The sequence below is a fragment of the Mesorhizobium sp. M1428 genome (assembly GCF_040317515.1).
GTDB lineage: Bacteria > Pseudomonadota > Alphaproteobacteria > Rhizobiales > Rhizobiaceae > Mesorhizobium.
Genome location: NZ_JAMYKT010000015.1, coordinates 68,060 through 79,856, shown reverse-complemented (window position 1 = coordinate 79,856; position 11,797 = coordinate 68,060). Strand labels below are relative to the sequence as shown.

Here is an 11,797-nt window from a genome sequence, read left to right as displayed (position 1 = left end):
TGCATTCACCAGTCGACCACGGTGCCGTCCGGCATAACGGCGTTGCGGGCATGCAGCACTTCCTGCTTGAAGGGGTGGCGCGCGATCACGTCCTCATTGACGGTGACGCCAAGGCCCGGCAGTTCGGGCAGATCCCAGCGGCCGGGTTTACGCTGAATTGGCCACATGACGACGTCGTCGTACCAGGCGACGGCACCGGACATCTCCTCCTGAATGACAACGTTTGGCGTCGATATGCCGAAATGAAGAGCAGCCACACCGGCGATCGGACCGAGCGGGTTGTGCGGTGCAAGGCCGATGCCTGCGGTTTCCGCCATGGCCGCGATCTTCTTTGCCTCGAGCAGACCGCCAGTGTGGCAAATATCAGGCTGGGCAATGTTGAAGGCGCGGGCTGCGATCGAGTGTGTGAATTCGCGGCGCCCGATCAGCCGTTCGCCGGACGCGATCGGCACGGCCGATCGCGCCGTAATATGCGCCAGTCCGGCAACATCTTCGGGTGGAACGGGCTCTTCCGCGAACATGATGCGGGCCGGCTCGATTGCCTTGAGGTAATCCATCGCCGCGTTAACCGATGAAGGGCGGCCGTGGAAATCGACCATGATGTCGATATCCGGGCCTACCGCCTCGCGAAGTGAGCCGACCATATTGGCAACGGAGTCGACTGCCTTTGCGGGCGATACGTAGTGGGTGTAGGGAATGCAGACGACCTTGACGGCATCGTAGCCTGCTTGCGTCACGATACGTCCGCGTTCCACCATGGCATCCGCGGATCCGGTCTCATAGACCGCCTTCATGTCCCCGAGGCCGAGATGCGTATAGGTGCGCAGATAGTCGCGAACCCGGCCGCCCAAAAGGCGCCAGACTGGGACGCCCAATGACTTGCCCAGGATGTCCCAGAGCGCGATCTCGATGCCGCTGACGGCGGACATTCCCTCGACGCCGAGGCGCCAAAAGCCGTGCCGCGTAAGTATCTGGTAGCACTGCTCCACATTGCGCGGATCTTGCCCGATGAGCAGGGCCTCAAGGTCCTGAAGCGCCCCAACGATGGCTCGGGTCTTCCATTCCAGCGTTGCCTCACCCCAGCCAAACAAGCCGGGCTCGTCGGTTTCGACGCGAACGAAGACCCAGTTGCGCATTTCCGCATTGCAGACGCGCGCCTTGATGGCCGTGATTTTCATTGGTCCTCCCAGACCTGCCGTCTTTTTTCGAAGCAATATGTATGATTTATTATGAATAATATGGACGAGTCAAGCGCAACGTCGATGTGGACCAGCGCCGTCAAGGAACTGGTCCTCAGGAGGATCGGGCAATTTTCGATCAATGCTTGTTCGCGGATGGAAAGGCTGTCAGCCGCCGATCTGCGAACATCGCGGGAAAGGCGCGGCTAAATCACCGCGCAGACCGTTTTCGTCTCGAGATAGTTCTCCAGGCCCGGTGCGCCGTTCTCATAACCCCAACCGGATTGCTTGTGGCCGCCTTTCGGCAACTCCGGCGAGAAGTAGGAATGGCAATTGATCCAGACGGTGCCCGACCGGACACGTGCGGCAAGGCGATGCGCAGTGGAAAGGTCGCGGGTCCAGACGCTTGCGGCGAGGCCGTAGGGCGAGTCGTTCGCATGGCTTACCGCCTCCGCGACATCGGCAACGACCGGGCCGAAGATTTCCTCGCGCATCATGCGCGTGTCCGGGCGGACGCCGGTGACCACAGTCGGCTCGAAGAAGTTGTCGAAGCGCCGGCCACCGGTGATGATCTCGGCGCCGCTGGAAGCACCATCGCCGACATACAAGGCGACGCGCGCAGCCTGAGTTCCGTTGACCAGCGGACCAAGGTCGGTATCCAGGTCAAGCCCGTGTCCGAGACGCAGCTTTCGCGCCTCTTCCGCCAGACCCTCCACCAGACGGTCGTGGATCGAGCGATGCGCATAGATACGCGAGCCGGCGAGGGACGAACTCGACGACGGCGACGGCATCCTTCAGAAGATCGTCTACTCCGCTTCCAAGGCCAACATCGCGTCGGTCTGGGTCGGCGGGAGAGCTGTTCTCGCCTAAGCCGACAGGAGGCTGTGCCGAGAACCAGAATGGATATCAGTATTCGCCGACGTCGATGACAGCCTGGGCAAAGGCTTGCGGGGCTTCTTGAGGCAAGTTGTGGCCGATACCGCCGGTGATGATCCGGTGCGTGTATCTGCCCAAGAATTTCTTGGCGTAGGAACTGCTGTCGGGATGGGGTGCGCCATTGGCATCACCCTCAAGGGTAATGGTCGGCACTGTGATCACGGGAGCTTCGGCCAGCCGGTTTTCCAGACCGTCATATTCCGGCTCGCCCAGCGCCAGGCCGAGCCTCCAGCGGTAATTGTGAATGACGATGCTGACGTGATCCGGGTTGTCCAGGGCTGCGGCGCTGCGCTGGAAGATGTCATCGTCGAAATTCCACCGCGGCGAAGCGAGTTGCCAGATGAGTTTGGCGAAATCGCGCGTGTATTTCTCGTAGCCGGCGCGGCCGCGATCCGTGGCGAAGTAATAGTGATACCACCATTGAAGCTCCGCCACCGGTGGCAGCGGCACCATGCCGACCTGCTGATTTCCGATGAGATAGCCGCTCACCGAGACGATCGCCTTGCAACGCTCAGGCCAGAGGGCGGCAACGACATTGGCCGTTCGGGCGCCCCAGTCGCAGCCGGCGATCGTGGCCTTTTCGATCCCCAGCGCATCCATCAGCGCAATCGTATCCGCGGCGAGCGCCGACTGCTGGCCGTTGCGCATCGTCTCGTCCGACAGGAAGCGGGTAGTGCCGTAGCCGCGCAGGTAGGGCACGATCACGCGGTACCCCTTTGCGGCAAGCAAAGGAGCGACGTCGGTGTAGGTGTGAATGTCATAAGGCCAGCCATGAAGCAGGATCACAGGGGCACCTTCGGCCGGCCCCAGCTCCGCATATCCGACGCTCAGTTTTCCGGCATTGACCCGTCTGAGCGAGCCGAATGATTTCTGCGTGGCTTGCGTTGCAGATGCCCTCGCCTCGACCATCCAAGTGGCTGCCGGCGCGCTCAAGCCGAGTTCGGTGGCGGCGAACGTCATTGCTGTTGCACCAACAATGCGCCGGCGGCGATGATCGACCGTCTCGGGAGCCTTACTCGCATTCATGATGAAGCCTCTATGATGACCAACAAGCGGGAACGACTAGACCGCCGCCACACCGGCCGACAGGAAATATTGGGCTTATTTCGACGGTGACTGCGGCGAATCCAGGATTGTAACCACTCCGCCAGGGGGCCGTGCGGCGAGCCCTGACTGAATGTCGGTAAGGTCCAGCGTTTCCTCGATTTCCTTCCGGAGAAATTCGAGACGTAGGCCACCCCCGCGCTTGGAAGCGGCTGGATGTAGCATCCGCAGGAACGGCAGCATGAGAATGACTCCTGATCTTCTGTTGGGGCGAGCGGATATGTTGCGTCTGATCTTATGCTCGGAGCCGCCCGCGGCTTCAGACGAGGCCCTCACGATCCATTGCGATGCGCACGGCCGGTCGGGCAGCCATTCGGGCGCGAAGCGCTTGCAAAGGCGCGGGAACAGGGACGTGGAAGCGGGCCGCCCAAAGCAGCATCACGAAAAGATAAAAATCCGCGACGCTGGGTTTGTCGCCGAACAGATAGTCGGTCTCGAGCCCGTCAGCGAAGAACTCGAGTTGGCTCGTAATCGTCGCGCTCGCCTTGGCCTTTTCGGCATCGCTGCTTTGGTGCCACATCGGCTTGAAGCTTCGGTGTATTTCAGTTGAGACGTAGGTCAGCGCTTCGAGAAGGCGGGTACGGCCCAACGGCCCCGCCACTCCCAGTGGCGGGTATTGCGACGCAATCCAGTCGAGGACGGCGATATTTTCCGTCAGCGTTTCGCCGCTATCCAGCACGAGGGCCGGAACGTAGCCCTTGCGCGTGACGGTAGTGAAATCATCCCCGGAGCCCGTTCGTTTGGTCTTGAGGTTCACGCTTTCGCGCTCGAAGGAAACACCCGCTTCTTCCAGTGCGATGTGGTCCGCTAGGCTGCAGGCGAGAGGGCTGTAATAGAGTTTCACCGCTTTTCCCTTTTTCTGAACCCGATTGAATCGCGCTGGTCCTCGCCGGGCGGAAAACCTGCCACGCGAGACAGCCGCCCCAGAAACTCGCACCTGGCGGAGACCACGACTGCGACACCGACAGCTAGACGTGCCTATGCCGAGGTATGGTCGGGCTGAAGTTCGGGATCGCTGCGCGCAATGCCGGACGCGCATTCCAGCTCAGTGGCCGACGGTTATCTGGAGGAATCCATAACCTTCCATGATGGCGTCATCGACAGCCCGGCCAGTCCTTCGCTCAGGGAATCCTAAACGAAAGTATTGGACGCACGTGCCGTTGGCACGATGGCTCACACCCGGCCACGGCAGGCATATTCCGCGCGGCATGAGCAGACTGGAAAGGCGAAAGCCGTGGCCTGCTTTTGCTCGATTGCCACCAACGCGATGACGCAGCTTCCAACAACAGGAGTCGCCATCATGGCCGACCTTTCCGAAACCTCCACAGCCGAGCACACATTGCGCGTCGAAGTGCCCGCCGCGATCGAGGTCGACGTCTCCTCGCTGACGCCGGGAACGTCGCTGATCGTCGACTGGCACGGCAAGCCGGTGGTCGTACGCAACCGCACTGAAAAAGAGAGGAAGGACGGCCAGGCAGTCAGTCTCGCCGAGCTCAAGGATCCAATCGCCCGCAACGCCAACCTGCCGGCCGATGCGCCGGCAACCGACGCCAACCGAACCACGCCGGGCAAGGAAGCCTGGGTTGTGATGGTCCAGGTCTGCACCCATCTCGGCTGCATCCCGCATGGCCAGGAAGGCGATTTCGGCGGTTGGCTCTGCCCCTGCCATGGTTCGCAATACGACACCGCCGGCCGCATCCGGAAGGGGCCGGCACTCGAGAACATGGCGGTACCGGTGTTTCAATTCGTTTCCGACACTAAGATCCGCATCGGTTGAGGCGGGTGCATTTCGATGAGCGGCAACAAACACTCGACCTATACGCCCAAAACCAGAATCGAACGTTGGTTCGACGCCCGCCTGCCGCTGCCGCGGCTGGTGCACGACAGCTTCATCGTCTATCCCGTCCCGCGCAACCTGAACTACGCCTATACGTTCGGCGGCATTCTCACGATCATGCTGGTTTCACAGATCCTGACCGGCATCGTGCTGGCGATGCATTACGCACCTGATACGGGCTGGCCTTCAATTCGGTCGAGCAGATCATGCGCGACGTGAATTCGGGCTGGCTGCTGCGCTATCTCCATTCCAACGGGGCGTCGTTCTTCTTCATTGCCGTCTACATCCATATCTGTCGTGGGCTCTACTATGGTTCGTACAAGGCGCCGCGTGAGTTGCTGTGGGTGCTCGGTTGCACCAACCTCCTGCTGATGATGGCGACGGCCTTCATGGGCTACGTGCTGCCTTGGGGACAGATGTCGTTCTGGGGCGCTACTGTCATCACCAACTTCTTCACGGCCGTCCCACTGGTCGGCGACTGGCTCCAGCAGCTTTTGCTCGGCGGCTTCGCGGTCGATAATCCGACGCTGAACCGCTTCTTTGCGCTGCATTGAGGCTTTTTTGTCCGACAGGAGAAGCCAATGACAGCAGCGTCCAATTCACTTGGCGAAAAGGGCGCGGCGCAGTACGTCACGCGTTTCAGATAGGCCGGAGGAAGACGCAACGTGACCAGATCGTCGATCGGCTAGGGCATCCTCGGTTCCGGCATGATGGGCCGCGAGCATATCCGCAACATCGCCCTGTTGCGCGACGCGCATGTGGCCGCGATCTTCGAGCCGGACCCCTGCATGTTGGCGGCATCGCTGGCGATGGCGTCGGGCGCACGGTCGGCGGCATCGATCGCCGAACTGCTGGCCATAGACGAGGTAGACTGCGTCTTGATTGCCGGCCCCAACCACCAGCACCTCGGTCAGATGGAGCAGATCGCCGCACTTCGACCACTGCCGGTGCTGGTGGAAAAGCCGCTCTTCACCGAGGCCGCTGACGAGGGGCGGATCGCGGCGCTGAAAGCTCGGCTTCCGCTCGTCTGGGTGGCCATGGAATACCGCTATATGCCGCCCGTCGCCGCATTTGTCGAGCAGGCGCGCCACGCCACCGGCGGCATCCGCATGCTGACGGTCCGCGAGCACCGCTTCCCGTTTCTGGCCAAGGTCGGCGACTGGAACCGCTTCAACCGCAACACCGGCGGCACGTTCGTCGAGAAGTGCTGCCACTTCTTCGACCTGATGCGGCTGATCCTCGGATCCGGCCCCGTCCGCGTGATGGCCAGCGCTGGACAGGCCGTAAACCATCTCGACGAACGCTATGGCGGTGAGAGGCCGGATATCCTTGACCATGGCTATGTGCTGGGTGATTTCGCGAGCGGCGCGCGCGCCATGCTGGAACTGTGCATGTTTGCCGAGGGCAGCCGCTACCAGGAGGAACTCTGCGCTGTCGGCGGCGACGGAAAGATCGAATGTCTGGTGCCCGGACCAGGCCGTTTCTGGCCGACCCACCTTGGCCCTGCGCCAGTGCCCCAGTTGATCGTCAGCCCGCGCAATCCGCCTGGACCACGACTGCTGGAGATTCCCGTCGATCCCCGGCTGCTCGAGGCAGGCGACCGTAATGGTTCGACCTATTTCGAGCACGTCCGCTTCACCGCTGCGGTGCGCGGACAGAGCAAGGTGGAAGTGACCTTGCAAGACGGCTGGTGGGCCGTCGTCATGGGTCTCGCCGCGCAGAGATCGGCCGGCGAAGGCCGCGCCATCGAACTCGCCGGTGAATTCGCGTTGCCGACCTAGGCCGACCACGCATTCACCGGACCAGCGAGTCAGATGCGCCGACCAGTTTCGGCGTCGAACAGATGCGTACATGCGCGGTCGATTTCGATCCGCACCCCTTCGCCTTGCTTGAGCGCAAGCCTTTCTCTGAACAGGCAGGAGATTTCTTCACCGGAGCAGTCGACCCTGGCGAAGATTTCCGAGCCGGTCGCCTCGAGAAGCGTGACCGTGCCCGGCATGCCCCGCCCGGTTGCCCGGATATGTTCCGGTCGAATGCCGTAGACGAGTTCGCGTCCCGCGGCATCCGCCGGCTGGGCGCCTTCCGGCAACGGCAGGATCAACCCGCCGGCGCTGCGGAACACGCCCTCCTCGATGCGTCCGGCGATGAAGTTCATGGCGGGCGAGCCGATGAAACCGGCAACGAAGAGGTTGGCCGGATGGTCATAAAGGTCCAGCGGCGCGCCGATCTGCTCGACCAGGCCGTCATGCAGCACGACGATCTTGTCGGCCATCGTCATGGCCTCGATCTGGTCGTGCGTGACATAGATCGTCGTCGTACCCAGCCGCTGGTGCAGGGCCTTGATTTCGCCGCGCATCTGGACGCGCAACTTGGCATCGAGGTTGGAGAGCGGCTCGTCGAACAGGAAGACCTGCGGGTCGCGTACGATCGCGCGACCCATGGCGACGCGCTGGCGCTGGCCGCCCGAAAGCTGGCGCGGATAGCGGTCAAGCAGCTTTTCCAGGCCGAGAATGCCGGCTGCCTTCCTGACCCGGCCAGCGGTATCGGTCGGGTCGGCTTTCTTGATCTTGAGGGCAAAGCCCATATTGTCGGCCACAGTCATATGCGGATAGAGCGCATAATTCTGGAACACCATGGCGATGTTCCGGTCCCGTGCCCGCAGATTGTTGACCATACGCTCGCCGATGGCGATCTTCCCGCCGGAGATCGTTTCAAGCCCCGCAATCATCCGCAGCAGCGTTGACTTTCCGCATCCCGACGGGCCGACCAGGATGACGAATTCGCCATCGGCGATATCGACGCTGACGTCGTGAATGATCTTGGTAGCCCCGAAGGCCTTCTGCACGTTGTTGATCGTTACCGATGCCATTGTATCTTTCCCAGAAAAGAGTGATGTCAGGGCGCGCCCTCAGCCGCCCTTGATGGCGCCGGCGGTCAGCCCCGCGACGATCTGCCTTTGCGCGAACATGGTCAGGATCAGCACCGGTAACGTCACCACCAGCGCCGCCGCGGCGAGCGGCCCCCAGCTGACCTGCTCGTAGGACAGCATGTTGTAGACGGCGACCGGCAGGGTGCGCGTCTCACGGCTGGCGAGCACCACGCCGAAGACGAAATTGTTCCATGAGAAGATCACGGACAGGATGAAGGCGACGACGATGCCCGGCTTGGCGATGGGCAGGGCAACCAGCCGGAACACCTGCCAGGAGCTGGCGCCGTCGATGTTGGCCGCCTCTTCCAGTTCCATCGGCGTGGTCTCGAAATAGCCGATCATCACCCAGACCACTATCGGTACCGTCACTACCAGGTGGATGATGATCTGCGGCCACAGCGTGCCGAGGATCCCGATCCATTGGAACAGCAGAAACAGCGGGATGAGATACGATAGTCCGGGCGTCATGCGGGCGATCATGATGACGACCGCCGACCGTTCAGCCTTGAGCCGTGCGATGCCATAGCCGGCCGGTACGCCGATCAGCAGCGCCAGCAAGGTTGCCGTGCCGGTCACCAGAACCGAATTCCAGAGATAGAGCAGGAAATTGTTCTCCTCGAACACCTTTACATAGTTCGACCAGGCGAAGCGTTCGGGGATCAGGATCGGCGGATAGGCACCGTTGTCGATCTCGAATTTCAGCGACAGCGAGATCATCCAGAGGAAGAACAGGATCGCCGGCGAGACGAAAATCAGGGCAGCGAAAAACAGACCGATCTGGTTGAGCAGCCGTGAACTCATCTATTTGCCCTCCGTATCGATCCACTGCGAGCGTTGGCGCAGCATCAGCAGGACAAACGACAGGGCCACGATGACAATGAAGAACACCACGGCCATGGCCGAGCCGTAGCCGATATCGTAGTAGGAGAAGGCGGTGTTGTAGAGATAGATGTTGATGGTCTCCGACGCCGTTCCCGGCCCGCCCTGTGTCATCGCATAGATGATGTCGAAGCTCTTCAAGGCATCGATGGTGCGGATGATGACCGCGATCATCAGGAACGGCGCGATCATCGGCAGAGTGAGATAGCGGAATTGCTGCCAGGCATTGGCGCCGTCGATCTCGGCGCTTTCGAAGGGCTCGCGCGGCACCGAGGCCAGCCCGCCAAGCACGATCAGCATGACCAGCGGCGTCCACTGCCAGGTCTCGACCGCAACCAGCGACGGGATGACCGTGTTGGCATTGAATATCCATTCCTGAGCCGGGATGCCGACCAGCGACAGCAGGTAGTTGAGCACGCCAAGCTGAGGATGGAACATCATTGTCCAGACGAGTGCCACGGCAACGGGCGTCGCCATCATCGGCATGACGAAGACGCCGCGCAGCAACCCGCGCAGCGGAAACCTGGCGTCGAAGATCAGGGCGGCCAGAGTGCCCAGGAGCATCGGCGCTGCAACCGAGAGGAAGGTGTAGGTCAGTGTATGAACAAGGGATTCCCAGAACCGTGGGTCGCTGGCCAGGCGGAGATAGTTTTCCATCCCGGCAAAGCTTCGCGACTGGCCGAGCGTCCAGCGGTTGACGCTCATCCACAGGGTGAAAGCCCAGGGGAAGACGATGACGGCGCCGACGACGACGAGTGCGGGGACAACGAAGGGCCAGTAGTTGGGAGCCAGCCGGATCGTCTGGCTCCCGTCGATAACCGGCATCGTCACCCCGGTCTGTTCTGGGGTGGTGGCCGACATCAGCCCTGCTCGCTCCTGTCGAGAACCGGCTGGAACTGCTCGGTGGCCTTCTTCAGCTCCGCGGCGGGATCGGCGCCGGCAATCATGTTGGTCAGCGCCACGCCATAGATGTCGCGGAATTCGGTGACGGGGATGATGACCGGCAGCGCCAGCCGGCTGATATTGCCCGAGCCGACCACGGCATCAAGCCAGCTTGCCGGCATGGTGACGCCTTCGCGCACCTTGGGATCTTCCAGCACGGATTTGCGAAACGGAACACCGGCGCCGGCCTGCAACAGCCGCGCGCCCATGGTTGGCGATACCGCCCACTGGCAGAACAGATAGGCGGCCTCCTTCTTCTCGCTGGCGGCGGTAACGCCAATCCCGTCGCCGAAGGTGCCTGAGGCATGCGCCTTGGGACCCTTGGGCATCACGCCGTAACCGACCTTGCCCACCACCCTCGATTTTTCCGGATTTTCCATCGGGGGGGCAAAGCCCACGCCGTCGAGCCACATGCCGATCTTGCCCTGCAGGAAGGCAGACTGTGCTTCGGCCCAATTGAACCCGGTAACGCCCGGAGGGGCGGACTTGGTCATCAATCTTTGATAGAGCGCGGCAGCCTCGATCGCCTCGGGAGCCTCGGTGCGCAGCTTGCCCTTGTCATCTAGCGGCGTCATGTCGTAGCCGAGCATCAGCGACGTCCACACCGGCGTGTTTGCGTTCTTGAGCCCGCGGGCGACGAAGCCGTATGTATTGGTCGACGGGTCGGTCAGCGCTTCGGCAGCGGCCACCAGTTGCTCGAAGGTCTCGGGGTATTTGAGGCCCTTGGCCTCGAACAGCTCCTTGTTCCAATAGAGGATCCAGTAGTCCACCGAGAACGGTAGCGAGCGCAGCACGCCCTGGCCGTCCTTGGCAAACAGCATGCCGGCTTCGGCGAAGTCGCTTTCGACAAGCGCCGGGTCGGTGAGCGACGGATCGGCGAGGTAGCCGGCGATGTCGGCTAGCCACCCACCCTTCTCGAACTGGCGCTTCTGCACGTGGTAGCTCAGATGCACGACGTCGAAGCTCGGCTTGCCCGAGCTCAATTCGATCACCGTCTTCTGGCGCTGCTGCTGCTCGGGCGTGGCCTCGGCATTGACCTTGATGCCGGTCAGTTCCTCGAACTCGGCGAGATATTTCAGGATCGTGTCGCTGCGCGGGCTTTTCACCAGATTGACGTCAAGCGTCGTCCCGGCAAAGCGTTTCCAGTCAACGCCTGCGGCAAAGCCGGGGCGAAGCCCCACAAGGCCGGCAGCGGTGAGCGCTGCGGTTCCGGCAAGGAGTTGCCTCCTGGTTGGGTTGAACAGATTGGACGACATTTCTTCCTCCCGGTTGCTGTCGTTGTGGATGCGCCGCGAACCGCGGCGCGGCTATATTTCCTCAGATCTGGAGCGCCAGCCGGCGCGCATTGTCGATATGCAGACTGATCGCTTCAACCGCTTTTTGCGGATTGCGGCTCTCCATGGCTTCGATGACTGCCAAATGCTCGCGCATCACCGGCACCACACGGCCGTCGATGCGGAAACGTTCCTGGTGGATCAGCCGGATTTTCACCGAGTTGACCAGATAGGCTTTGGCGATAATCTCGTTGCCGAGCGCATTGATGAAGGTGTCGTGCATGGCCCAGTCGATGTTCTGGGCCTTGGCTTCCATTTCCGGCGTCGGCGCCTGTCCCAGAGCTTGAGCCAGCATCTCCTCATGTTCGCGCCGCATGCTGGCAAGTTCGGCGTCAGAAGCGCTGGTCGTGAATAGCGCCACTGCCTCGCGTTCCATGAACAATCGAAACTGAAACGCCTCGCGGATCAGATTGATATCGATATGCGCGATTTGCATGCCGCGCTGCGGGATGGTGGTCAGCAGTCCCTCGGCCTCGAGACGCGGGACGATCTCGCGAATGGCACCCAGCGGCAGCCCGGTGAAAGCGACCAGTTCGCGCTGTGACACGAACTGCCCCGGCCGCAGATCACGGGCTAGCAAATGCCGCGTGAAGCTGGCATAGGCTTTCTCCCGGAGAGTGATCGGTTCGCTGCCGTCTTCCACTTCAGCTCGCTTCCT

General features: G+C 61.8%; 11 protein-coding genes and 1 pseudogene. 3 read left to right on the top strand and 9 right to left on the bottom strand.

Going from position 1 to position 11,797, the window contains the following annotated elements; translation table 11 throughout:
- Positions 1-5 precede the first annotated feature (5 nt).
- From dgoD to NKG60_RS21245, 4 genes are all read right to left on the bottom strand, one after another.
- On the bottom strand, positions 6-1,178 hold the full coding sequence (gene dgoD / locus NKG60_RS21260; RefSeq protein WP_352661113.1) for a galactonate dehydratase: 1,173 nt from the start codon (positions 1,176-1,178) through the stop codon (positions 6-8).
- Between the two features lie 206 nt (positions 1,179-1,384).
- Positions 1,385-1,969, bottom strand: a complete 585-nt coding sequence (locus NKG60_RS21255) for an aldehyde dehydrogenase family protein (protein ID WP_352661110.1) — start codon at positions 1,967-1,969, stop codon at positions 1,385-1,387.
- Between the two features lie 115 nt (positions 1,970-2,084).
- Positions 2,085-3,140 (bottom strand): alpha/beta fold hydrolase, encoded by a 1,056-nt coding sequence (locus NKG60_RS21250; protein ID WP_352661107.1) that lies wholly within the window; start codon positions 3,138-3,140, stop codon positions 2,085-2,087.
- A gap of 337 nt (positions 3,141-3,477) precedes the next feature.
- A complete protein-coding gene (locus NKG60_RS21245) occupies positions 3,478-4,062 on the bottom strand; it encodes a glutathione binding-like protein (protein WP_352455799.1) in 585 nt (194 codons plus the stop codon).
- A 456-nt stretch (positions 4,063-4,518) separates the two neighbouring features.
- Here NKG60_RS21245 and petA point away from each other — a divergent pair, with 456 nt between their 5' ends.
- From petA to NKG60_RS21230, 3 genes and pseudogenes are all read left to right on the top strand, one after another.
- Positions 4,519-4,995 carry a ubiquinol-cytochrome c reductase iron-sulfur subunit gene (petA, locus tag NKG60_RS21240; RefSeq protein ID WP_352661104.1) on the top strand — a complete coding sequence of 159 codons (477 nt, stop codon included), beginning with the start codon at positions 4,519-4,521 and terminating at the stop codon, positions 4,993-4,995.
- A 15-nt stretch (positions 4,996-5,010) separates the two neighbouring features.
- Positions 5,011-5,606 (top strand): annotated as a pseudogene (locus tag NKG60_RS21235) (cytochrome b); the annotation flags it as partial.
- Positions 5,607-5,762: 156 nt separating this feature from the next.
- A complete protein-coding gene (locus NKG60_RS21230) occupies positions 5,763-6,836 on the top strand; it encodes a Gfo/Idh/MocA family protein (protein WP_502903348.1) in 1,074 nt (357 codons plus the stop codon).
- A gap of 29 nt (positions 6,837-6,865) precedes the next feature.
- On the opposite strand, the gene NKG60_RS21225 is transcribed toward NKG60_RS21230, so the two are convergent.
- The 5 genes from NKG60_RS21225 to NKG60_RS21205 form a co-directional block, all read right to left on the bottom strand.
- Positions 6,866-7,924 (bottom strand): ABC transporter ATP-binding protein, encoded by a 1,059-nt coding sequence (locus NKG60_RS21225; RefSeq protein WP_352661101.1) that lies wholly within the window; start codon positions 7,922-7,924, stop codon positions 6,866-6,868.
- 39 nt (positions 7,925-7,963) lie between these two features.
- The gene (locus NKG60_RS21220) at positions 7,964-8,785 is read right to left on the bottom strand and encodes a carbohydrate ABC transporter permease (RefSeq protein ID WP_352661098.1); all 822 of its coding nucleotides are present in this window, start codon (positions 8,783-8,785) and stop codon (positions 7,964-7,966) included.
- Positions 8,786-9,688 carry a carbohydrate ABC transporter permease gene (locus NKG60_RS21215; RefSeq protein WP_245274609.1) on the bottom strand — a complete coding sequence of 301 codons (903 nt, stop codon included), beginning with the start codon at positions 9,686-9,688 and terminating at the stop codon, positions 8,786-8,788.
- Positions 9,689-9,723: 35 nt separating this feature from the next.
- The gene (locus NKG60_RS21210) at positions 9,724-11,061 is read right to left on the bottom strand and encodes an extracellular solute-binding protein (RefSeq protein WP_023674177.1); all 1,338 of its coding nucleotides are present in this window, start codon (positions 11,059-11,061) and stop codon (positions 9,724-9,726) included.
- Positions 11,062-11,122: 61 nt separating this feature from the next.
- Positions 11,123-11,782 (bottom strand): GntR family transcriptional regulator, encoded by a 660-nt coding sequence (locus NKG60_RS21205; RefSeq protein WP_352661095.1) that lies wholly within the window; start codon positions 11,780-11,782, stop codon positions 11,123-11,125.
- Between the last annotated feature and the right edge of the window lie 15 nt (positions 11,783-11,797).

Bases quoted from the DNA above. Each gene is read 5' to 3' on its own strand.
- NKG60_RS21210 (WP_023674177.1), bottom strand. From the start codon at position 11,061: ATGTCGTCCAATCTGTTCAACCCAACCAGGAGGCAACTCCTTGCCGGA.
- NKG60_RS21255 (WP_352661110.1), bottom strand. From the start codon at position 1,969: ATGCCGTCGCCGTCGTCGAGTTCGTCCCTCGCCGGCTCGCGTATCTAT.
- petA (WP_352661104.1), top strand. From the start codon at position 4,519: ATGGCCGACCTTTCCGAAACCTCCACAGCCGAGCACACATTGCGCGTC.
- NKG60_RS21230 (WP_502903348.1), top strand. From the start codon at position 5,763: ATGATGGGCCGCGAGCATATCCGCAACATCGCCCTGTTGCGCGACGCG.
- NKG60_RS21220 (WP_352661098.1), bottom strand. From the start codon at position 8,785: ATGAGTTCACGGCTGCTCAACCAGATCGGTCTGTTTTTCGCTGCCCTG.
- NKG60_RS21225 (WP_352661101.1), bottom strand. From the start codon at position 7,924: ATGGCATCGGTAACGATCAACAACGTGCAGAAGGCCTTCGGGGCTACC.
- dgoD (WP_352661113.1), bottom strand. From the start codon at position 1,178: ATGAAAATCACGGCCATCAAGGCGCGCGTCTGCAATGCGGAAATGCGC.
- NKG60_RS21250 (WP_352661107.1), bottom strand. From the start codon at position 3,140: ATGAATGCGAGTAAGGCTCCCGAGACGGTCGATCATCGCCGCCGGCGC.
- NKG60_RS21215 (WP_245274609.1), bottom strand. From the start codon at position 9,688: ATGCCGGTTATCGACGGGAGCCAGACGATCCGGCTGGCTCCCAACTAC.